At 64.3% G+C, this 21150-nt stretch carries 22 protein-coding genes; 18 read left to right on the forward strand and 4 right to left on the reverse strand.

Annotation, left to right across the window (positions count from 1 at the left end; genetic code table 11):
* Nucleotides 1-124: 124 nt before the first annotated feature.
* The 10 genes from NX784_RS18715 (at nucleotide 125) to NX784_RS18760 (ending at nucleotide 10668) form a co-directional block, all read left to right on the forward strand.
* A complete protein-coding gene (locus NX784_RS18715; RefSeq protein WP_258818230.1) occupies nucleotides 125-826 on the forward strand; it encodes a phosphoribosylanthranilate isomerase in 702 nt (233 codons plus the stop codon).
* Nucleotides 807-2051, forward strand: a complete 1245-nt coding sequence (gene trpB, locus NX784_RS18720; protein WP_258818210.1) for a tryptophan synthase subunit beta — start codon at nucleotides 807-809, stop codon at nucleotides 2049-2051. The genes NX784_RS18715 and trpB overlap by 20 nt, the downstream gene beginning before the upstream one ends.
* A 43-nt stretch (nucleotides 2052-2094) precedes the next feature.
* Nucleotides 2095-2895, forward strand: a complete 801-nt coding sequence (gene trpA / locus NX784_RS18725; RefSeq protein ID WP_258818211.1) for a tryptophan synthase subunit alpha — start codon at nucleotides 2095-2097, stop codon at nucleotides 2893-2895.
* Between the two features lie 178 nt (nucleotides 2896-3073).
* Nucleotides 3074-3946: an acetyl-CoA carboxylase, carboxyltransferase subunit beta gene (gene accD, locus NX784_RS18730; RefSeq protein WP_258818212.1), complete on the forward strand. Its 873-nt coding sequence runs from the start codon at nucleotides 3074-3076 to the stop codon at nucleotides 3944-3946.
* A gap of 64 nt (nucleotides 3947-4010) precedes the next feature.
* Nucleotides 4011-5309, forward strand: a complete 1299-nt coding sequence (gene folC / locus NX784_RS18735; protein WP_258818213.1) for a bifunctional tetrahydrofolate synthase/dihydrofolate synthase — start codon at nucleotides 4011-4013, stop codon at nucleotides 5307-5309.
* Nucleotides 5310-5320: 11 nt separating this feature from the next.
* Nucleotides 5321-6301 carry an SPOR domain-containing protein gene (locus tag NX784_RS18740; protein ID WP_258818214.1) on the forward strand — a complete coding sequence of 327 codons (981 nt, stop codon included), beginning with the start codon at nucleotides 5321-5323 and terminating at the stop codon, nucleotides 6299-6301.
* 43 nt (nucleotides 6302-6344) lie between these two features.
* Nucleotides 6345-6833, forward strand: coding sequence for a CvpA family protein (locus tag NX784_RS18745; protein WP_166861474.1), 489 nt, complete (start codon nucleotides 6345-6347; stop codon nucleotides 6831-6833).
* 29 nt (nucleotides 6834-6862) lie between these two features.
* The gene (purF, locus tag NX784_RS18750; protein WP_258818215.1) at nucleotides 6863-8386 is read left to right on the forward strand and encodes an amidophosphoribosyltransferase; all 1524 of its coding nucleotides are present in this window, start codon (nucleotides 6863-6865) and stop codon (nucleotides 8384-8386) included.
* A gap of 126 nt (nucleotides 8387-8512) precedes the next feature.
* Complete coding sequence (locus tag NX784_RS18755) at nucleotides 8513-9751, forward strand: cystathionine gamma-synthase family protein (RefSeq protein ID WP_258818216.1); 1239 nt, start codon at nucleotides 8513-8515, stop codon at nucleotides 9749-9751.
* Between the two features lie 107 nt (nucleotides 9752-9858).
* Nucleotides 9859-10668 (forward strand): tetratricopeptide repeat protein, encoded by an 810-nt coding sequence (locus NX784_RS18760; RefSeq protein WP_258818217.1) that lies wholly within the window; start codon nucleotides 9859-9861, stop codon nucleotides 10666-10668.
* A gap of 3 nt (nucleotides 10669-10671) precedes the next feature.
* Here the strand turns inward: NX784_RS18760 and NX784_RS18765 are convergent, their stop codons facing one another.
* The 4 genes from NX784_RS18765 to lexA form a co-directional block, all read right to left on the reverse strand.
* Nucleotides 10672-11091: a nuclear transport factor 2 family protein gene (locus tag NX784_RS18765; RefSeq protein WP_258818218.1), complete on the reverse strand. Its 420-nt coding sequence runs from the start codon at nucleotides 11089-11091 to the stop codon at nucleotides 10672-10674.
* Nucleotides 11092-11176: 85 nt separating this feature from the next.
* A complete protein-coding gene (locus NX784_RS18770; RefSeq protein ID WP_258818219.1) occupies nucleotides 11177-11428 on the reverse strand; it encodes a hypothetical protein in 252 nt (83 codons plus the stop codon).
* 103 nt (nucleotides 11429-11531) lie between these two features.
* The gene (locus NX784_RS18775) at nucleotides 11532-12011 is read right to left on the reverse strand and encodes a hypothetical protein (protein ID WP_258818220.1); all 480 of its coding nucleotides are present in this window, start codon (nucleotides 12009-12011) and stop codon (nucleotides 11532-11534) included.
* Between the two features lie 70 nt (nucleotides 12012-12081).
* Nucleotides 12082-12738, reverse strand: a complete 657-nt coding sequence (gene lexA / locus NX784_RS18780; protein WP_258818221.1) for a transcriptional repressor LexA — start codon at nucleotides 12736-12738, stop codon at nucleotides 12082-12084.
* 269 nt (nucleotides 12739-13007) lie between these two features.
* On the opposite strand from lexA, the gene rpsF reads away from it, so the two are divergent.
* The 8 genes from rpsF (at nucleotide 13008) to pulA (ending at nucleotide 21106) form a co-directional block, all read left to right on the forward strand.
* On the forward strand, nucleotides 13008-13391 hold the full coding sequence (gene rpsF, locus NX784_RS18785; RefSeq protein WP_036232978.1) for a 30S ribosomal protein S6: 384 nt from the start codon (nucleotides 13008-13010) through the stop codon (nucleotides 13389-13391).
* 27 nt (nucleotides 13392-13418) lie between these two features.
* Entirely contained in the window at nucleotides 13419-13712 is a 294-nt protein-coding gene (gene priB / locus NX784_RS18790; RefSeq protein WP_258818222.1) for a primosomal replication protein N, read from the forward strand.
* Nucleotides 13713-13754: 42 nt separating this feature from the next.
* Nucleotides 13755-14045: a 30S ribosomal protein S18 gene (rpsR, locus tag NX784_RS18795; RefSeq protein ID WP_020656854.1), complete on the forward strand. Its 291-nt coding sequence runs from the start codon at nucleotides 13755-13757 to the stop codon at nucleotides 14043-14045.
* A 46-nt stretch (nucleotides 14046-14091) separates the two neighbouring features.
* Nucleotides 14092-14544 (forward strand): 50S ribosomal protein L9, encoded by a 453-nt coding sequence (gene rplI / locus NX784_RS18800; RefSeq protein ID WP_091656281.1) that lies wholly within the window; start codon nucleotides 14092-14094, stop codon nucleotides 14542-14544.
* 110 nt (nucleotides 14545-14654) lie between these two features.
* Entirely contained in the window at nucleotides 14655-16040 is a 1386-nt protein-coding gene (locus NX784_RS18805; protein ID WP_258818223.1) for a replicative DNA helicase, read from the forward strand.
* Nucleotides 16041-16133: 93 nt separating this feature from the next.
* A complete protein-coding gene (locus NX784_RS18810; RefSeq protein ID WP_258818224.1) occupies nucleotides 16134-16760 on the forward strand; it encodes a DUF47 domain-containing protein in 627 nt (208 codons plus the stop codon).
* Between the two features lie 22 nt (nucleotides 16761-16782).
* Nucleotides 16783-17793, forward strand: a complete 1011-nt coding sequence (locus tag NX784_RS18815; protein ID WP_258818225.1) for an inorganic phosphate transporter — start codon at nucleotides 16783-16785, stop codon at nucleotides 17791-17793.
* A gap of 214 nt (nucleotides 17794-18007) precedes the next feature.
* Nucleotides 18008-21106 carry a pullulanase-type alpha-1,6-glucosidase gene (pulA, locus tag NX784_RS18820; RefSeq protein ID WP_258818226.1) on the forward strand — a complete coding sequence of 1033 codons (3099 nt, stop codon included), beginning with the start codon at nucleotides 18008-18010 and terminating at the stop codon, nucleotides 21104-21106.
* The last annotated feature ends 44 nt before the right edge of the window (nucleotides 21107-21150 follow it).

Consider the following 21150-nt stretch of genomic DNA (forward strand, 5'->3'; position numbering starts at 1 on the left):
TGTTTGACCAACTGCCGTAGGGTGGACAGCTCTGCTGTCCACGCGTTCAGGCGGCCTTGATATCGTCGCGACGGATCCAACTCTTGTTGAACGCGTGGGCGGCATAGCCGCCCACCCTACCAAAATCTCCATGGCTCGTACACGCATCAAAATCTGCGGCATCACCCGCGAACAAGACCTGCACGCCGCCATCGATGCCGGCGCCGACGCCCTCGGCTTCGTGTTCTATCCGAAAAGCCCGCGCTACGTCACCGCGGCGCGCTACGCCGAGCTGGCGCGCGCCCTGCCGCCATATGTGAACGCCGTCGCCCTGTTCGTCAACGCGACCGTGGACGAGGTGAGCGCCGTCGTCGCGGCAGGGCCGGTAGCGCTGCTGCAATTCCACGGCGACGAAACGCCGGAGCAGTGCGCGGCGCTGGCGGCCGCCGTGCAGCGGCCGTTCACGCGGGCGTATCGCGTAAAACCTGACACGACGGGCGCCGATTTGCTAGAATCGGAAGCTCAATACCGCGCCGCATCGCCCTGGTTCTCGGGTCTTCTGCTCGACACGTACGTCGACGCCTACGGCGGCGCAGGAAAGGTTTTCGATTGGTCTCTAATTCCAAAAGAGCTCGCGCCTCGGGTCGTTTTGAGTGGTGGCTTGAGCGTACACAACGTGACTGGCGCGGTGGCGCTAGTACGCCCCTTCGCGGTCGACATCAGTAGCGGTGTCGAGGCGGCGAAGGGGATCAAGGATGCCCGCAAGATTGCCGCGTTCATCGACGCGGTGCGGGCGGGCGATGCCACCCTTTTGAGCCAGGAACACCATGAAAGCGAATCAAGTTAGCGGCGCCCAGCCGCTGTTTCATACCCCCGAGTACCAACTGCCGGACACCACCGGCCACTTCGGCCCGTACGGCGGCTCGTTCGTCGCCGAGACGCTCAGCCACGCACTGGCCGAGCTGAACGACGCGTACGCGCGCTACAGCCAGGATCCCGAGTTCCTCGAAGAATTCCGCTACGAGCTGGCGCACTTCGTCGGCCGTCCTTCGCCCGTCTACCACGCCAAGCGCTGGTCGGAGCAGGGCGGCGGTGCGCAGATCTTCTTCAAGCGCGAAGACCTGAACCACACGGGCGCCCACAAGATCAACAACGTGATCGGCCAGGCGCTGCTTGCGAAGCGCATGGGCAAGCCGCGCATCATCGCGGAGACGGGCGCCGGCCAGCACGGCGTCGCGACGGCCACGATCTGCGCCCGCTTCGGCCTCGAATGCGTGATCTACATGGGGAGCGAGGACGTCAAGCGCCAGGCGCAGAACGTCTACCGCATGAAGCTGCTGGGTGCGACCGTCGTCCCTGTGGAATCCGGTTCGAAGACCTTGAAGGACGCGCTGAACGAAGCGATGCGCGACTGGGTCACGAACATCGAGAACACGTTCTACATCATCGGCACCGTGGCCGGTCCGCACCCGTATCCGATGATGGTGCGCGACTTCCAGTCCGTGATCGGCGAGGAATGCCGCGTGCAGATGCCGCAGATGACGGGCCGCCAGCCGGACTACGTCGTCGCCTGCATCGGCGGCGGCTCGAACGCGATGGGCATCTTTTATCCGTACATCGACGAGGCGGGCGTGAAGCTCGTGGGCGTCGAGGCGGCGGGCGAAGGCCTTGACTCCGGCAAGCACGCGGCGTCGCTGACGGCCGGCTTCCCCGGCGTCCTGCACGGCAACCGCACCTACCTGCTGCAGGACGAGCACGGCCAGATCATCGAGACGCATTCCGTGTCGGCCGGCCTCGATTACCCGGGCGTCGGTCCGGAACACGCGTGGCTGAAGGACAGCCAGCGTGCGCAATACGTGTCGATCACGGACGACGAGGCGCTGGCCGCCTTCCACGACTGCTGCCGCATCGAGGGCATCATCCCGGCGCTGGAATCGTCGCACGCGATCGCCTATGCGGCCAAGCTGGCGCCGACACTCCCCAAGGACCAGATCATCCTGGTGAACCTGTCGGGCCGCGGCGACAAGGACATGCACACCGTGGCGCAACGGGCGGGACTCAACTTCGGCTGAGCCCCATCCATCGTTTGCCAACCACAGAATAAGGAATCACAGCATGTCGCGTATCGCACAAACCTTCGCCGCCCTCAAAGAGAAGGGCAACACCGGTCTCGTTTGTTTCATCACCGCCGGTGACCCGGCCCCGGAACTCACCGTCCCGCTGCTGCACGCCCTCGTGGCAGGCGGCGCCGACGTGCTCGAACTGGGCGTCCCGTTCTCCGACCCGATGGCGGAAGGCCCCGTCATCCAGCGCGCCTGCGAGCGCGCCCTGACGTTCGGCGTCAGCATGACCGACGTGTTCGCGCAGGTCGCGGAATTCCGCAAGACGAACGAGCACACGCCCGTCGTCCTGATGGGTTACGCGAACCCGATCGAGCGCATGGGCCAGAGTGAATTCGTCCGCCGCGCCAAGGCGGCCGGCGCCGACGGCGCCATCGTCGTCGACTATCCGCCCGAAGAATGCGAAGCGTTCGCCGCCGAGATGAAGGCGAACGGCCTCGACATGATCTTCCTGCTCGCGCCGACGTCGACGACGGAACGCGTGAAGCAGGTGGCGCGCCACGGCAGCGGCTTCTCGTACTACGTGTCGCTGAAGGGCGTGACGGGCGCGGGCGGCATCGACACGGCCGACGTGGCCAAGCGCGTCGCCGCGATCCGCGAGCACGTCAAGCTGCCGATCGGCGTGGGCTTCGGCATCCGCGATGCGGCGACCGCCAAGTCGGTGGCGGCCGTGGCGGATGCCGTCGTGATCGGTAGCCGCATCATCCAGGAACTGGAAAACACACCGAAGGAGCAGGGGCCGGCGGCCGTGCGCGCCTTCGTCGCCGGGATCCGCGAAGCGCTGGACGCGCGCTGAAGCGGGCGGCCGCAGACGACCGAACGGGGCCGCTGTCCCCGTTTTTCACGGCACAATGCCGTGCTGTACCCAGGCACAAGATTGCCTAAAAAGCAAGTTATTAACGGCAAGAATTCGACAATCTGTATGCGAGCGATTACACTACGCCCAATTCCAGAATTGCCGCAAAGGAGAGAACATGAGTTGGTTGGAAAAGCTGCTGCCCCCCCGGATCCAGCGCTCCGATGCCGCCAAACGCCAGACGATGCCCGAGGGCCTGTGGGTCAAGTGCCCGTCGTGCGAGTCGGTCCTGTATCGCTCCGACCTCGAGTCGAACCTGCATGTTTGCCCGAAGTGCAGCCACCACATGCGCATCCGCGCCCGCGACCGCCTCGACGCACTGCTCGATGAAGGCGGCCGCTACGAGATCGGCCAGGACGTCCTGCCGGTCGATACCCTGAAGTTCAAAGACAGCAAGAAATATCCCGACCGTCTGAAAGACGCGATGGAAGCCACCGGCGAGACGGATTCCCTCGTCGTGCAGGGCGGCTCGATCATGAGCCTGCCCGTCGTCGTCGCTTGCTTCGCGTACGAATTCATGGCCGGCACGATGGGCTCCGTCCTCGGCGAGCGCTTCGCCCGCGGCGCCCAGGTGGCGCTCGAGCAGAAGGTACCGTTCATCTGCATTACCGCCAGCGGCGGCGCGCGCATGCAGGAAGGCCTGCTGTCGCTGATGCAGATGGCCAAGACCACCGCCATGCTGACCAAGCTGTCCGAGAAAAAACTGCCGTTCATCAGCATCCTGACCGACCCGACGACGGGTGGCGTGTCGGCCTCGTTCGCGTTCATGGGCGACGTCGTCATCGCCGAGCCGAAGGCGCTGATCGGCTTCGCCGGCCCGCGCGTCATCGAGAACACGGTGCGCGAAAAGCTGCCGGAAGGCTTCCAGCGTTCCGAGTTCCTGCTGCAGAAAGGCGCCATCGACATGATCGTCGACCGCCGCAAAATGCGCGAAGAGCTTGCGCACCTGCTCGCGCTGCTGCAAAGCCAGCCGGCCGACGTCATCGCCTGATCGTTCATCACGTACGGCCGGCTTCCGCTTTGCGGCGCCGGCCGTTCGCATTTTGAAGCCTCCCATGCCCAATCTCCCGACCACCTTGCCCGACTGGCTGGCGCTGCTCGAGTCGCGCCACGCCGAAACCCACATCGACATGGGACTGGACCGCGTCCGCACCGTCAAGGAGCGCATGGGCCTGGCCTTTTCCTGCCCCGTGATCATGGTCGCCGGCACCAACGGCAAGGGTTCCACGTGCGCCATGCTGGAAGCGATGCTGCTGCAGAGCGGCTACAAGGTCGGCCTGTACATCAAGCCGCACTTCCTCGACTTCAACGAGCGCGCCCGCATCAACGGCGAGATGGCCAGCGACGCCTCTCTGATCGCGGCATTTGACGAAGTCGAGGCGCGCCGCGGCGACATCGACCTCACGTATTTCGAATTCACGACGCTCGCCATCATGCACCTGCTGGCCACGTCCGGCGTCGACGTGGCGATCCTCGAGGTGGGCCTGGGCGGCCGCCTGGATGCCGTCAACGTGATCGATGCGGACGTGTCCATCGTCACGAGCATCGACATCGATCACAAGGATTATCTGGGCGACACGCGCGAGGAGATCGGCTTCGAGAAGGCCGGCATCTTCCGCCCCGGCAAGCCTGCGATCTGCAGCGATCCGTTCCCGCCGCAATCGCTGCTCGATCACGCGGAAAAGATCGGCGCCGACCTGTGGCTGCTGGGCCGCGACTTCAACTACCAGGGCGACAAGCAGCAGTGGGCGTACGGCGGCCGCAACCAGCGCCGCAATTCGCTCGCCTACCCGGCGCTGCGCGGTGCCAACCAGCTGCTGAACGCATCGGCCGCACTGGCCGCGCTGGAAGCGTTGCGCAACGTGTTGCCGGTGGGGGCGCAGGAAGTGCGCACGGGGCTCGCGCTCGTCGAGCTGCCGGGCCGTTTCCAGGTGCTGCCGGGTCGTCCGACGACGATCCTCGACGTCGCGCACAACCCGCACGCGGCGGCGACGCTCGCGCAGAACCTGTCCAACATGGGGTACCACCGCTTCACGTACGCCGTGTTCGGCATCATGCAGGACAAGGACATCGATGCCGTCGTCGCGCACATGGCGCCGAACATCGACCACTGGTGCGTGGCGGCGCTGCCGTCGCCACGCTCGGCCGACCCGGCTGCGCTGGCCGAGAAGCTCGCCGCGTTGAAGCCGGCGGGAGCGAAAGATGACGAATTCTCCGTCAAAACGTTCGCGAATCCCGCCGAAGCATTCGCAGATGCAACAAGCAGGGCCGGACAGGATGATAGAATAGTGGTCTTTGGTTCGTTCTACACCGTAGCAGGCGTGATGGCGGCCCGTAAATCCTCTCTTCATTGACGTGACACCGCATGGGTTTGTTCTCCCGTAAAAGCAAGCAGGACCGCCTCGCCGAGGACAGTGGCCGCTTCTACAGCAAGGACGACGACGCCAAGATCGGCGAACGCGCCCGCGCCAAGCGTGCGAGCAATGCCGGCGGCGGCGCGACGCGCCGTCCCGGCAACGACCCCATGCTCCCCGAAAAGAAGCGGGCCCGCCGCCGCCTCGTCGGCGCCATCGCGCTGGCGCTTGCCGCCGCCGTCGGCCTGCCGATGCTGCTCGATTCCGAACCCAAGCCCATCGCCGGCGACATCGCCATCCAGATCCCCGCGAAGGACAAGGCCGCGCCGCTGCCCGTGCCGGCCGCCGAGAAGGCCGTGTCCGCCGCGGACAGCGTGGACAAGGGCGAGGAAGTGATCGATGCGCCGCCGCCCGCCAAGGCCCCGGCCGCCGTCGCTGCCGCCAAGCCGGACACGGTGACCGCGCCGAAGGTCGAGCACAAGCCCGAATCGAAGCCGGAACCTGCGAAGCCGGAATCTAAGCCCGAGACCGCCAAACCCGAGCACAAGGACGCGCCTAAGCCCGAGCACAAGGACACGCCCAAGGCCGAGCACAAGGAAGCGAAGCCCGAGCCGCGCCCCGCGGAAAAGGACAAGGCCCCCGTCAAGCCGAAAGCGGACGAGAAGCCCGTGAAGCCGCATGACGACACGGCACGCGCGCTGGCGATCCTGGAAGGCAAGCAGGCCGAGAAGGCCGCCGAGAAGGAGCGCTCTGCCGAGTCCGGGTCGCAGAAATACGTGCTGCAGGTCGCGGCCATGTCGAGCGCGGAAAAGGCGGCCGAAGTGCAGGCCAAGCTGCGCGAAGCGGGCATCCCGTCGTACACGCAGAAGACGACGACGCCGTCCGGCGAACTGATCCGGGTGCGGGTCGGTCCCCTGAACAAGGAAGACGCCGAAAAAGTCCGCGCCAAACTGGGCCGCCTGGGCATGTCCGGCGCCATGACACCGGTCTGACGCCTGCCTGCCCGATGCCGACCATGAACGTAGAAGCCGCGCCGTGACGATTTTCGACTACGTGGTGTTGTTCATTCTGGTCGCGTCGGTTGTCATCAGCACCATGCGCGGCCTCGTCAAGGAAATCCTGTCGCTGGCCGGCTGGGTGGCCGCCTTCATCGTCGCCAACGCCTTCGGCGCCAAGCTGGCGCCCATGCTACCATCCGTGATTCCGGGTGAAGCCTTGCGGCTGATCGTTGCCTTCATTGCATTGTTCCTCGGCGTGCGCGTGCTGATGGGCCTGTTGGCCCTCGCGATCAGCGCGCTGATCGAGGCGTCCGGACTGAGCCTGGCCGACCGCGGCCTCGGCGGCCTGTTCGGATTGGGGCGGGGCATTGTCATCGTGCTGGCCGGCGTCATATTGTGCGGGATGACTTCCATCCCCCAGCAGGCTTTCTGGAAAGACGCGTTGCTCTCGCCCCTGGCGGAAACCGGAGCGCGCACGGTCAAGCCTTTCTTGCCCGCTGCCTTCGCGCAGCACGTACAGTTTTGAACATCTCTTCACGGTATTAGGAGCACACCATGTGTGGCATCGTCGGCGTCGTCTCGCAAGCCCCCGTCAACCAGCTGTTATATGATGCTTTGCTGCTGTTGCAGCATCGCGGTCAGGACGCGGCGGGCATTGCAACCAATCACAGCAGCATGTTCTCGATGTACAAGGCCAACGGCCTCGTGCGTGACGTCTTCCGCACGCGCAACATGCGTTCGCTGCAGGGCAATTCCGGCATCGGCCACTGCCGCTATCCGACGGCCGGCTCGTCCAGCGAAGAGGAAGCGCAGCCGTTCTACGTGAACGCCCCGTTCGGCATCACCTTGGCACACAACGGCAACCTCACGAACCAGGAACAGCTGAAGGAAGAACTGTTCCGCAACGACCGCCGCCACGTCAACACGAACTCCGATTCGGAAGTGCTGCTGAACGTGCTCGCGCACGAGATCGCGCAGGCGGCCGACGGCTACACGCTCGCGCCGGACGCCGTGTTCAAGGCCGTCGCGCACGTGCACCGCCGCGTGCGCGGCGCGTATGCCGTCATCGCCCAGATCGCCGGCCATGGACTGCTCGCGTTCCGCGACCCGTTCGGCATCCGTCCGTTGTGCCTCGGCATCAACGAGACGGAGAACGGCCCCGAATACCTGCTCGCCAGCGAATCCGTCGCGCTCGAAGGCCTGGGCTTCCGCTTCGTGCGCGACATCGCGCCCGGCGAAGCCGTCTGGGTCGACGCCGACAGCCAGCTGCACACGCGCCAGTGCGCCGAGAATCCGTCGCTGAACCCGTGCGCGTTCGAATACGTGTACCTCGCCCGTCCGGACTCCGTGATCGACGGCGCCTCCGTGTACGCGACGCGCCTGCGCATGGGCGAATACCTGGCCGAGAAGATCCGCAAGGAGATCCCGGTCGAAGAGATCGACGTCGTGATGCCGATCCCCGATTCGTCGCGCCCGGCCGCCATCCAGCTCGCGCTGAAGCTGGGCGTCGAGTACCGCGAAGGCTTCATCAAGAACCGCTACATCGGCCGCACGTTCATCATGCCGGGCCAGACGATGCGCCGCAAATCGGTGCGCCAGAAGCTGAACGCGATTGCGTCCGAATTCAAGGACAAGAACGTGCTGCTCGTCGACGACTCCATCGTGCGCGGCACGACGAGCCGCGAGATCGTGCAGATGGCGCGCGAATCGGGCGCCCGCAAGGTCTTCTTTGCGTCGGCCGCGCCGCCGGTGCTGTATCCGAACGTGTACGGCATCGACATGCCGACGCGCGACGAGCTGATCGCCCACGGCCGCACCGTCGAGGAAGTGTGCCGCGAAATCACGGCCGACCGCCTCGTCTACCAGGACCTGGACGCGCTGCGCAAGTCGATCTCGGACGTGAACCCGGCGCTGACGAGCGTGGAAGCGTCGTGCTTCGACGGCGTCTACATCACGGGCGACGTCACGCCGGCCTATCTCGACCAGCTCGAGAACGTGCGCCATAAATCGTCCGGCAAGTCGTCGGACGATCTGGTGCGGACGCAGCTGAATTTGAATCCGCCCGTCGCGGCCGAATAATTCGGGCCGCGTGCCCGTAGGGTGGACGGCTCTGCCGTCCACGCGTTCAACGGACGTCGGCATGGTCCCGGCATATCTTCTGACTCGTATCACCGCGTGGACGGCGAAGCCGTCCACCCTACAAACATGAGCGACAAACCATCCTACGGCTTCACCACCACCATCCTGCACAACGACCGCCGCAAGCCGATCGAGCACTATTCGCTGCACAAGCCGGTCCACACGTCGGTCGCCTTCGGCTACACGGACGCGCGCCAGCTGGCGTCCGTCTTCCAGGGCAAGGAACCGGGCTTCCGCTACGGCCGCCAGGGCAACCCGACCGTCTCCGCGCTGGAAGACAAGATCAGCAAGATGGAAGACGGGGTCGCCACGCTGTGCTTCGCGACGGGCATGGCCGCGATCGGCGCGCTCGCGCAGGCGCTGCTGCGCGCGGGCGACCACGTCGTGTCGTCGTCGTTCCTGTTCGGGAATACCAACAGCCTGTGGAACACGGTGGCCTCGCAGGGCACCGAGGTGTCGTTCGTGGACGCGACCGACGTCGCCAACGTGGAAGCGGCGCTGAAGCCGACCACGCGCATGGTGTTCGTCGAGACGATCGCGAATCCGCGCACGCAGATCGCGGACCTCGCCCGCATCGGTGAACTGTGCCGTGCGCGCGGCATCCTGTACGTCGTCGACAACACGATGACGACGCCTTACCTGTTCCGTCCGAAAGCCGTCGGCGCGGGCCTTGTCGTGAATGCGTTGACGAAGTCGATCGGTGGCCACGGCATGGCGCTGGGCGGCGCGCTGACGGACACCGGCGTGTTCGACTGGAGCACCTACCCGAACATCGCCGACAACTTCCGCCGCCAGCCACCGGCCGCACAGGGCATGGCCCAGCTGCGCGCGAAAGGGTTGCGCGACTTCGGCGCGTCGCTCGCGCCGGAGGCGGCGCATCACATCGCCGTCGGTGCCGAGACGCTCGCGCTGCGCATGGAGCGCACGTGCGCCAACGCGCTCGCGCTGGCGCAGATGCTGGAAGCGGACGAGCGCGTCGCCGCGGTGTACTACCCGGGCCTGCCGTCGCACCCGCAGCACCGGCTGGCATCCGAGCAGTTCCGCGCCTACGGGTCGCTGTTCAGCTTCGAGCTGAAAGAGGGCATCGACTGCTTCGACTACCTGAACCGCCTGAAGGTCGGCATCCCCGCCAGCAACCTCGGGGACACGCGCACGCTCGTGATCCCCGTCGCGCACACGATCTTTTTCGAGATGGGCCCGGAGCGCCGCGCCAGCATGGGCATCGCGGAATCGCTGATCCGCGTGTCGGTGGGTATCGAAGACACGGCCGATTTGCTGGCCGACTTCGGCAACGCGCTGTCGTAAAGCTGCGTAAAGCAGGGGAGGGCGGCCAGCCTTTCCCGTTGAGCACGTGCGGCGCAGCGGTTATGATCGTCGTGTTGCCATCTCTCCATTCGTAGGACCGCATACCCATGAAGACTGTCCTGTTGTGTGCCGCACTGCTGTGCGGCGCGAGCGCACTGGCCGCGGAGCCCGCCGCCAAATCTTCGGCGAAGGCCGGCGCCGCAAAATCGGCTGCGGCCGCGACGGCGCCATCCGCCAATGCCGCCGCCGAACTCGCCGAAGCGGACGCGCTGTTCGCCAAGAAAGCGTATCCGGAAGCCCTGCAGAAATACACGAAGCTGGCGAACGCCGGCAACGTGACGGCCCAGCAGCACCTGGGCGAAATGTATTTCTATGGCGAGGCGGGCGCCATCGACATGGACAAGGCCGCGCAATGGTTCCAGAAGGCCGCCGCGAAAGGCAATGCCGTCGCCATCGCGTCGCTGGCACTGATGAAGCAGCGCGAGGCGCGCCGCGCCGACCTCGACTACTGGATCGCGAAGTACGACGGCTCCGACCTGCGCACGACCGAATACCGCTGCCCGGCGCCGCGCTTCCCCGCGATGTCGAAGGTCAACGAGGAAATCGATTATTACAGCGGCAAGATGAAGGATTGGGAGGCTTGCCACAACCGCTGGGTGAAACACCTGAACGCATCGCTGCCGCTGACCAAGCGCATCCCGGACGACATCGCCAAGCTGTTCACGAAGGACGAGTCCGACAAAGCTGCCGCGCACCTGAAGGACGTGGGTGACCGTCTCGCGGAAGATACGAAGGTGGCCGGCAAGCTCGTCATTGCGGACTTCGACGCATGGCGCGCGGGTACCGAGGCGTACGTCAAGGAACACAACGAGATGGTCAAGAACGCGCCGCCGCGCGATCCGGACGAGGGCAAGTGACGGCTACGAAGCGTCGCGACAGGATGCCGGATCGTCGATGCCGGCCCAGTCCAGCGCTTCCTGTCTCTCGCCGAATGACAGGTACTCGGTGATCTTCCCGTCGCGGAACACGAATCCATCGGCGAAGCGCCCGCCGATCCATTCATTGGTCGCTTGCAGACGCACCCAGGCGTACAGGTAGACGACGACCTTGTCGCCGTTGACGAAGAATCCCTCCGGCTCGCATGTCCCCTCGGCCCACGTGCCGCGTCCGGCGCGCACGTGCTCGCGTACGTGCTCGATGCCGCGATACGTGCCCGCCATCGGAAAGCTAGATGGCTCGATGCGTACGATGTCGGGTGCGAAGTCCTTCGTCATCGCTTGCATGTCGTTGCGGTTGATCGCGGCGAAGAAATCCTGGAGTGCTTGGACGTTGGGGTTCATGGGACTCCCGTTGGCGTAACGATGTTGGATGGTCGAAGCGGATCCTGCGGCATGGCCCGACGCGGCCGGGCGAGGCGTTGGAATTTTAGATCGAATCGCGCTCCAGTCTACGCAACTGGAGATAGTCCCGCAGCCGGAAGAGGGCAGCAACGATCATCGCAGCGATCGTAAATCCGACACATACCAAAAAGCCTATCCAGCTGTCCTCGAACAGCCAAACGGTTCGATAGATTTCCATGCCGTGGCCGTTCATGACCGCGGTAACTGCAAGAAACATCATCGCGGCGAAGCCGAAAACGGACGCAACGCCGGCAATGATGAAGCCCGTCGATATCAAACGCCGCAGTCTGCGGGGAACCTTGGGGTTGGCTTGCTTGATTTACCGATGCTCCTAGCGATTCGTGGGGGCGACAGTGGCCGACGCGTAACGGACTGCGCCTTTAATCCTTCGCCGTACGTCGCTTCCCGGCCAGCCTTCGCAACCACGGAAAAATGTCCGCCTGCGGACTACGCAGGAGGTGAGCGATCCATGCGTCCGTTTGCCAGTCCTCGTATCCATAAAGAAAGCCTTCACGTCGTTCGAACTCTTCGCTCCACCCACGAACATCGGCTTCCGCCTTCAATTCGAAGAACGCATCGATTCTCCAGCTCTCTTCAGGAAGCGAATAAAGTACCCAACGTATTCCCTTCACGTGGCGATGCGTCGCAGGAGGAGGGGTGTCGAGGAACGTGACAAACTCGCGCTTTTCGAACCTGCCGGCATCGACATATGGCCTGAACGCATTCTCTGGGATGATCCTTTCGGAAGGCTCGTCGGGATGCGAATGATAGAAAACCGCCAGCGGTTTTACCCCCGCGACCATTAACTCCAGTTCACGGCCGGTGTGAACGAGGTAAGGCAAATCGGCGAATAAAGTCATGAGTTATTTGCGAAAAAGGCCGCAATATGCGGCCTTTCGATGTCATGGATGAACTTGCGATCCTCGAGGCTCAATGCCACGACCGCAGCAACCCGACCGCCAGCCCTTCCAGCGCAAACTCGTCGGCGCTCGGATCGACGGTGATCACGGAAAAGTCCGGATTTTCCGGCAGCAGTTCGATCGTGGACCCCGTCTTGCGGTAGCGCTTGACCGTCACTTCCTCGCCGATGCGGGCGACGACGATCTGGCCGTTCTTGGCACTGTCGACCTTCTTGACGGCCAGAAAGTCGCCGTCGCAGATGCCGGCGTCGCGCATCGACCAGCCGCGCACTTTCAGCAGGAAGTCGGGCTTGCTCGAGAACATCGCCGGGTCGACGGAGTAGGTCGCCTCGACGTGTTCCTGGGCGAGGATCGGCGAACCGGCGGCGACGCGGCCGACGAGCGGCAGGGACATCAGGTTCGGCGGAATCGCCGGCACGAACGACGGAATGGCCGACTTCGACTCCGGTGCGGACTGGCCGACGAGGCGGATGCCGCGCGATGTGCCGGGGGAAATTTCGATCGCGCCTTTACGGGCAAGCGCCTGCAGGTGTTCCTCGGCCGCATTGGCCGAGCGGAAGCCAAGCTCCTGGGCGATTTCGGCGCGGGTCGGCGGGAAACCCGTGTTGTCGATGGCTTCCTTGATCAGGTTGAGGATCTGTTCTTGCCGTGCGGTGAGCTTTAGCATGTTCGTCTTGGTTGCGGTGCGGGATCAGACTGTATTTTTGTACAGTATTGCGCCGCGCGCAAGGGGATTTCAGATTTTTTTTCGCGGTGCGGCACGCAGCGCGTGTCCACAACCATTCGCGGTGCGGCATGCAGCTCGTCGGCAATTTTTGGCGCTGCGACAAAGATGGCGCACTTGACGTTTTTACGGTTATAATGTCGGGCTTCCCTTCCCACACTCGTCTTGACGCCGAGGTGGGCATTTGTTTAAACGTCCTTAAGGAGTGTTTCATGCGTCATTATGAAATCGTGTTTATCGTCCACCCGGACCAGAGCGAACAGGTCCCGGCGATGATCGAACGCTACAAGACCACGGTCACCTCGCGCGGCGGCAACATCCACCGCGTCGAAGATTGGGGCCGTCGTCAAATGGCTTACCAGATCCAGAAGCTGCCGAAGGCACACTACATCTGCATGAACATCGAATGCGACAACGAGACCCTGGTCGAGCTGGAAACCGCATTCAAATTCAATGATGCCGTGCTGCGTCACCTGACCGTGAAGATGAAGAAAGCTGAAACCGCACCGTCGCCGATGATGAAGTCGGTCCAGCGCGAAGACGCAGCCAAGAGCCACCGCGCCGAGCAGGCCGCCGCTCCGGCCGCTGCAGCCTAAATCTCTCGCGGGAGCATCAGGCTGTAAGTGAACGAGCTGTCGCTGGTCGCAAGCATTCTGGAACGCGACACCTTGCGCTACACACCGGCCGGCATCCCCATCGTGGGCGGCGTCCTGCAACACGGATCGACGCAGACGGAAGCGCGGATGGACAGGCAGGTCGACTTCGAGATTCCCGCGGTTGCCGCGGGCGAGATTTCGGGACGATTTGCCAACGCCGAGTTGGGCGCGATGTACCGCTTCACGGGATTCTTGGCCAGGAAAAGCCGTCACAGCAAAAGCTTGGTGTTTCACATCATTGATTTCAGTGCCGCCGCATAAAAGTTTGCGGGCACGTTTATAGATAGATACAGGAGCCTCAAAATGGCATTCGGTAAAAAGTTCGACAAAAACAAAGCTAAGCTCAAAGAGAAGCGTAAACAGCAGAACCCGCTGTTCAAGCGCAAGAAGTTCTGCCGCTTCACCGCTGCAGGCGTGGAACAGGTTGACTACAAAGACGTCGACACCCTGAAGGATTTCGTCCAGGAAAACGGCAAGATCATGCCGGCACGCCTGACCGGCACCAAGGCACACTACCAGCGTCAAGTGGATACCGCCATCAAGCGCGCCCGTTACCTGGCTCTGCTGCCGTACACCGACCTGCACAACGCTTAATCGTCGGTCGCGACATCAAAGCATAGTCAGATTACTGGAGAATAAAATGCAAGTTATCCTGCTGGAAAAAGTCGTCAACGTCGGCAACCTGGGCGACGTCGTCAAGGTCAAGGACGGTTACGCACGTAACTTCCTGATCCCGCAAAAAATGGCCCGCCGCGCAACGCAAGCTGCCGTCGCCGAGTTCGAAGTCAAGCGCGCCGAACTGGAAAAAGCCGCTGCCGAGAAACTGGCCGCCGCTCAAGCCCAAGGCGACAAGCTGAACGGCATGACCGTCACCATCGCCCAGAAAGCCGGCGTCGACGGCCGTCTGTTCGGTTCCGTGACCAACTTCGACATCGCTGAAGCCCTGACCAAGCAAGGTTTCGCCGTCGAAAAGGCACAAGTGCGCATGCCGACCGGTCCGCTGAAGACCACCGGCGAGCACCCGGTGTCGGTCGCTCTGCACACCGACGTCGTGGTGGAAATCACCATCGCTGTCGTGGGCGAAGCTGCCTAAGAAACATTCTGTTGCCAGAATGAGAAAAGCCGGGGACTCCCCGGCTTTTTTATTTTTGGAAACTCACCAATGATTTCAGCGCCTGATCGGATACGGGTATAATGCCGGCCATGAACACCCCAGCAGACCCGCAGATCGAGTCGCTCCGCATTCCCCCGCATTCCATCGAAGCAGAACAGTCCGTCATCGGCGGCCTGCTGCGCGACAATGCGGCGTGGGATCGTATTGCCGACTTCATGCATGCGGAGGATTTTTACCGCTACGACCACCGGATCATCTTCGAACAGATGGTCCGCCTGATCAATGCCGGCAAGCCCGCCGACGTGATCACCGTGTACGAGGCGCTCGTCCAGCTCGGCAAGGCCGAGGACATGGGCGGCCTCCAGTACCTGAATGCGATGGCGCAGAATACGCCATCCGCCGCCAACATCCGCCGTTATGCCGAGATCGTGCGCGATCGCGGCGTGCTGCGCCAGCTCATCACCGTCGCCGACGAAGTCTCCGGCAAGGCATTCAATCCGCAAGGCGCCGAGGTCAAGCAGATCCTCGACGAGGCCGAGTCGCGCATCTTCGCGATCGCCGAGCAGGGCGCCCGCGGCGCGCAAGGCTGGCTGCCCGTGCAGCCGCTGCTGACCCAGGTGGTCGAGCGCGTCGACGAACTGTACAGCCGCGACAACCAGGGCGAGATCACGGGTGTGCCGACAGGCTTTATCGACCTCGACAAGATGACGTCCGGCCTGCAGCCGGGCGACCTCGTCATCGTCGCCGGCCGCCCTTCGATGGGCAAGACGGCGTTCTCCGTCAACATCGGCGAGAGCGTGGCCGTCGACGCCGGCCTGCCGGTCGCGATCTTCTCGATGGAGATGGGCGGCGTGCAGTTGGCGATGCGTATGCTCGGCTCCATCGGCCAGCTCGACCAGCATCGCCTGCGTACCGGCAAGCTGCTCGACGAGGATTGGCCGCGCCTGACGCACGCGATCCAGAAGATGAACGATGCGCAGATCTTCATCGACGAGACGCCCGCTTTGAACCCGATCGAAATGCGCGCTAGAGCCCGCCGCCTGGCGCGCCAGTGCGGCAAGCTGGGCCTCATCATCGTCGACTACCTGCAGCTGATGCAGGGTTCCAAACCGGGCGACAACCGGGCGTCCGAGATCTCGGAGATCTCGCGCAGCCTGAAGGGCCTGGCGAAGGAACTGGGGTGCCCCGTGATCGCGCTGTCCCAGCTGAACCGCTCGCTGGAACAGCGCCCGAACAAGCGCCCCGTGATGTCCGACTTGCGCGAATCGGGCGCTATCGAACAGGATGCGGACGTGATCATCTTCCTGTATCGTGACGAAGTTTACAACCCGGACTCGCCCGACAAAGGTACCGCCGAAATCATCATCGGCAAGCAGCGTAACGGCCCGATCGGCGCCATTCGCGTGACCTGGATGGGCATGTACACCAAGTTCGGCAATTACAGCGGCAACCTGGGCATCTACCAGGGCGATTAAGCCGATAGCAGTCAAGGATCGCGGCGCCCGGTCCATGAGGACGGGCGCCGCGACTTTCGAGAAGTCCCAAGAGAATTACCCAACGGAGAACCTATGTTTGGACGCCTGATGCCCACGGAGGGCAAATTTTTCGACCTGTTCAACCAGCACGCCGCGTTGTGCGTGAAGGGTGCACAAGAGATGGTCGGCCTGATGACCAACTTCGACGACCTGGAAAACCGCACGCACGCCGTGGAGAGCATCGAAAAACAGGCGGACAAGGTCACCTACGCGTGCGTCGACCTGCTGCACAAGACGTTCATCACGCCGCTCGACCGCGACGACATCCACAAGCTGATCACCCGCATGGACGACATCCTCGACATGATGGAGGACGCCGCCCAGACCATCTCGCTGTACGACCTGCACGCCGTCACGCCGGAAGCGAAGCGCCTGGCCGAGCTGTGCCTGTCGTGCTGCGAAAAGGTCCAGCAGGCCGTCGGCATGCTGCACAACATGGACAACGCCCAGAAGATGGTCGCCATCTGCGAAGAGATCGACCGCCTGGAATCGGACGCCGACCACGTGATGCGCGCCGCGATGTCGAAGCTGTTCCGCGACGAACCGGACGTCCGCAACCTGATCAAGATGAAGGCCATCTACGAGATCCTCGAGACCGTGACCGACCGCTGCGAAGACGTTGCCAACATCATCGAAGGCATCATCGTCGAGAACGCGTAACGACCGGACCAATAAAAACAATATGGAATCTCTTCACATCAGCATCTATGTGCTGGGCCTGCTCGTCTTTCTCGCGCTGATCTTCGACTTCATGAACGGCTTCCACGATGCCGCCAACGCGATCGCGACGGTGGTGTCGACCGGCGTCCTGCGTCCGCAGACGGCGGTCGCGATGTCGGCGATGTTCAACTTCGTCGCCATCTTCACCGTCGGCCTGCACGTGGCGTCGACCGTGGGCAAGGGCACGGTCGATCCGCACATCGTCGACCACTACGTCGTGTTCGGCGCGCTCGTCGGCGCCATCATCTGGAACGTGATCACCTGGTACTACGGCATCCCGTCGTCGTCCTCGCACGCGCTGATCGGCGGCCTGGTGGGCGCTGCCGTCGCCAAGAGCGGCACCGGCGCGCTGGTCGGTGGCGGCCTGCTCAAGACCGTCGAGTGGATCCTGCTTTCGCCGCTGCTGGGCTTCATTCTCGGCTCGCTCGTGATGCTGGCCGTGTCGTGGATCTTCGTGCGCACCCCGCCGCGCAAGGTCGACACGTGGTTCCGCCGCTTGCAGCTGTTCTCGGCCGCGGCCTACAGCCTGGGCCACGGCGGCAACGACGCGCAGAAGACCATCGGCATCATCTGGATGCTCCTGATCGTGGCCGGCGTGTCGAAGGCCGGCGATACGGCGCCGCCACTGTGGGTGATCATCGCCTGCTACACGGCGATCTCGATGGGCACCCTGTTCGGCGGCTGGCGCATCGTGCGCACGATGGGTCAGAAGATCACGAAGCTCAAGCCCGTTGGCGGCTTCTGTGCGGAATCGGGCGGCGCCATCACGCTGTTCATCGCCAGCGCCATCGGCGTGCCGGTGTCGACGACGCACACGATCACGGGCGCCATCGTCGGCGTCGGCTCGGCGCAGAAGGCATCGGCCGTTCGCTGGGGCGTGGCCGGCAACATCGTGTGGGCGTGGGTCTTCACGATTCCCGCATCGGCGTTCATGGCCGCGATCGCGTGGTGGGTCGGTACCCATATCCTGTAAGCGCGTGATGCATCGAACGAAAAGCAGCCTGCGGGCTGCTTCTTTTTCGCCGTTCGCCCGCATTTGCGCCGGCGCCACACCCGACGTTTCCTTTTTCATTTTTACTAACGACGTAGTAATATTACATACGATCGTCGGCCAGCGTTGCCGTCCGGGCCACGCCTGTCGGTCAGAATAAGAATGAAGAGGGGACAATATGATATCGAGAAGTAGTTTGACTTCATGGCGAGGCGTCGTCGCGGCTGCCTGCGCCGGCCTGCTGCTGGCCGGTTGCGGCGCCGGCGACGCGGCTCAGCCGGGCGCGCCAACCGGCAACCGGATGCTGGCGCTCTCCGCCTCGGCAGCCGCCACGCCGGTCGCGCCGGGCAGCATCCGCATGCACTTCCACCGCGTCCAGAACGACGCGGCCCAGTGGGGCGTGTATTCGTGGGACGGTCCGCGGCAACCCAGTTCCGCGTGGATCACCGACCGCTTCATGTTCGCGAACAGCGACGCCTTCGGCGGCTACGTCGACATCCCGCTCGCCGCCGGCAAGAGCGCGATCTGGTTCCTCGTCACCGACGGCAACGGCACGAAGAACTGCGGCGCCGACCAGCACGCGGACCTGAACGCCGACGTCGCGACGACAGGGCAGGAGGTCTGGATGCTGGAGGGCGACTGCACCGTGTACGCGAGCCAGCCCGCGCTCAGCTACGGCAACCTTTCCTTCGCCAAGGCGCACTGGCTGTCGGCGACGACCCTGGCCTGGCCGGGCGCGGCCGCGAACGGCAGCTATAAACTGTTCTACGCCGCGAACGGCGGTCTCGCGCCCACGCCGGGCGGCGCCCTGGGCCTGTCGGGCGCGGACAACGCCTTCGACCTCACGGTGGCCGCGCTGCCGGACGCGATGCGCCAAAAGTATCCGCACCTGGCCAGCGCCACGGGCCTGCGCCTGTCGGATGCCGACGCGGCCAAGGTCGCCGCCATGGTCAGCGGCCAGTTCGCCATCGCGCAGTACGATGGCGCCGGCAACCTCGTGCAGGTGACGTCGCTGCAGACGGCCGGCCTGCTGGACGACCTGTTCGCCGCGAAGGCGACGCAGGCGCAGCTGGGCGTGTCGTTCGACCGCGGCGGCCGCGCGACGTTCCGCGTGTGGGCGCCGACGGCGAAATCCGTCGCGCTGAACCTGTACGCGAGCGCCAGCGCGGCGACCCCGGCGACGGTCCCGATGACGCGCGACGCGGCCAGCGGCGTGTGGAGCTATACGTCGAACGATCCGACGCTCGCGAACCGCGCCTACTACACGTACACGGTGCAGGTGCTGTCGCGCTGGGCGGACAACAAGGTCGTGACGAACACGGTGACCGATCCGTATTCCGTAAGCCTGTCCGCGAACAGCGCGCGCAGCTTCGCCGCGAACCTCGACAGCGTGCAGATGAAGCCCGCCGGCTGGGACGACCAGCGCATCCCGCAACTCGATGCACCCACCGACATCGCGCTGTACGAGCTGCACATCCGCGACTTCTCCGCCTCCGACGCGACCGTGCCCGCCGCCCACCGCGGCAAATACCTCGCCTTCACGGACGGCGACTCGCACGGCATGCGCCACCTGAAATCGCTGCAGAAGGTCGGCATGACGCACGTGCACCTGCTGCCCAGCTTCGACTTCGCGAGCGTCAACGAGAAGGGCTGCGTGACGCCCACCATCCCGGATGCCGCGGCCGATTCGACGGCGCAGCAGGCCGCCGTTGCCGCCGTGGCGGATACGGATTGCTTCAACTGGGGCTATGACCCGGTCCACTACGATGCGCCCGAAGGCAGCTACGCGACGAACGCCGACGACGGCGCCGTGCGCGTGCGCGAGTTCCGCGCGATGGTGCAGGCACTGCACGAAGCCGGGCTGCGCGTGACGATGGACGTCGTGTACAACCACACGAGCCAGTCGCAGCAAGGCCCGCTGTCCGTCCTCGACCGCATCGTGCCGACGTACTACTACCGCCTCGGCAATGATGGCCACATCCTGAACGACAGCTGCTGCGCCGACACCGCGCAGGAAAACGCCATGATGGGCAAGCTGATGATCGATTCCGTGTCGCTGTGGGCCCGCCAGTACAAGGTCGACAGCTTCCGCTTCGACATCATGGGCTTCACGCCGCTGGACTTGCTGAAGCGCCTGCAGGCGAGCGTCAACCAGGCCGCCGGCCGCGACATCTACCTGTACGGCGAGGCCTGGAACTTCGGCTCCGTGGCCAACGATGCCCGCTTCGTGCAGGCGCGCCAGGCGAATATGGCCGGCACGGGCATCGGCTCGTTCAACGACCGCATCCGCGACGCCGTGCGCGGCGGCGGCTGCTGCGACGGCGGTCAATGGCTCATCAGCCAACAGGGCTTCATCAACGGCGCCTACCTCGACCCGAACGCGCAATCGACGCAGACCCGCGACGACGCGCTGCGCCTCGCGGACCTCGTACGCGTCGCGTTGTCCGGCACGTTGCGCGACTACCGCTTCACGGACCGCTTCGGCAACGTGCGCACGAATGCGCAGATCGACTACTTCGGCCAGCAGGCCGGCTTCGCGGCGAATCCGTCCGAGACGATCAACTACGTCGAGGCGCACGACAACCAGACGCTGTTCGACGTGAACGCGTACAAGCTGCCGCAAGGGACGTCGCTGGCCGACCGCGTGCGCGTGCAGACCTTGGGTGCCGCCGTCAACGTGCTGGCGCAGGGCGTGCCGTTCTTCCACGCGGGCCAGGAGATCCTGCGTTCGAAATCGCTCGACCGCGACAGCTACAACGCCGGCGACTGGTTCAACAAGCTCGATTACAGCTACGCGTCGAACAACTTCGGCGTCGGCCTGCCGATGGCGGGATCGAACCAGGACAACTGGTGGCTGATGTCGCCCATCCTCACGAATCCGCTGATCAAGCCGGACACGCGCGCGATCCTGGCGGCGAAAGGCGCGTTCTCGGACTTCCTCGCGATCCGTTCCGACACCACGCTGTTCCGCCTGCGCACGGCGCAGGACGTGATCGACCGCCTGAAGTTCTACAACGTGGGCCCCGACCAGGTGCCGGGCATCGTCGCGCTCTCGATCGACGGCGCGGGCTATCCGGGCGCGAAGTACAAGGCCGTCGTCGTCGTGTTCAACGTCGACAAGGTCGCGAAGACGATCGCGATCCCGGAACTGAAGGGCCGCAAGCTGCAGCTGCACCGGGCCCAGCGCAACGGCAGCGACGACGTCGTGAAGGCATCCGGCTACGATCCGGCCGGCGGCACGTTCGCGATCCCGGCCCGCACGGCGGCCGTGTTCGTCCAGAACGCCAACGACTGACCGCGGCGTGAATAGGGCATGAAAAAGGGTTCATCGCGGGGAAT

The sequence above is a fragment of the Massilia pinisoli genome, from assembly GCF_024753285.1.
In the GTDB taxonomy this organism is placed as follows: Bacteria; Pseudomonadota; Gammaproteobacteria; order Burkholderiales; family Burkholderiaceae_D; genus Telluria; species Telluria pinisoli.

Excerpts from the sequence above, each read along its gene's own strand:
- trpB (WP_258818210.1), top strand. The coding sequence starts at position 807 with ATGAAAGCGAATCAAGTTAGCGGCGCCCAGCCGCTGTTTCATACCCCC.
- trpA (WP_258818211.1), top strand. The coding sequence starts at position 2,095 with ATGTCGCGTATCGCACAAACCTTCGCCGCCCTCAAAGAGAAGGGCAAC.
- accD (WP_258818212.1), top strand. The coding sequence starts at position 3,074 with ATGAGTTGGTTGGAAAAGCTGCTGCCCCCCCGGATCCAGCGCTCCGAT.
- folC (WP_258818213.1), top strand. The coding sequence starts at position 4,011 with ATGCCCAATCTCCCGACCACCTTGCCCGACTGGCTGGCGCTGCTCGAG.
- NX784_RS18740 (WP_258818214.1), top strand. The coding sequence starts at position 5,321 with ATGGGTTTGTTCTCCCGTAAAAGCAAGCAGGACCGCCTCGCCGAGGAC.
- purF (WP_258818215.1), top strand. The coding sequence starts at position 6,863 with ATGTGTGGCATCGTCGGCGTCGTCTCGCAAGCCCCCGTCAACCAGCTG.
- NX784_RS18755 (WP_258818216.1), top strand. The coding sequence starts at position 8,513 with ATGAGCGACAAACCATCCTACGGCTTCACCACCACCATCCTGCACAAC.
- NX784_RS18760 (WP_258818217.1), top strand. The coding sequence starts at position 9,859 with ATGAAGACTGTCCTGTTGTGTGCCGCACTGCTGTGCGGCGCGAGCGCA.
- NX784_RS18765 (WP_258818218.1), bottom strand. The coding sequence starts at position 11,091 with ATGAACCCCAACGTCCAAGCACTCCAGGATTTCTTCGCCGCGATCAAC.
- NX784_RS18775 (WP_258818220.1), bottom strand. The coding sequence starts at position 12,011 with ATGACTTTATTCGCCGATTTGCCTTACCTCGTTCACACCGGCCGTGAA.
- lexA (WP_258818221.1), bottom strand. The coding sequence starts at position 12,738 with ATGCTAAAGCTCACCGCACGGCAAGAACAGATCCTCAACCTGATCAAG.
- rpsF (WP_036232978.1), top strand. The coding sequence starts at position 13,008 with ATGCGTCATTATGAAATCGTGTTTATCGTCCACCCGGACCAGAGCGAA.
- rpsR (WP_020656854.1), top strand. The coding sequence starts at position 13,755 with ATGGCATTCGGTAAAAAGTTCGACAAAAACAAAGCTAAGCTCAAAGAG.
- rplI (WP_091656281.1), top strand. The coding sequence starts at position 14,092 with ATGCAAGTTATCCTGCTGGAAAAAGTCGTCAACGTCGGCAACCTGGGC.
- NX784_RS18805 (WP_258818223.1), top strand. The coding sequence starts at position 14,655 with ATGAACACCCCAGCAGACCCGCAGATCGAGTCGCTCCGCATTCCCCCG.
- NX784_RS18810 (WP_258818224.1), top strand. The coding sequence starts at position 16,134 with ATGTTTGGACGCCTGATGCCCACGGAGGGCAAATTTTTCGACCTGTTC.
- NX784_RS18815 (WP_258818225.1), top strand. The coding sequence starts at position 16,783 with ATGGAATCTCTTCACATCAGCATCTATGTGCTGGGCCTGCTCGTCTTT.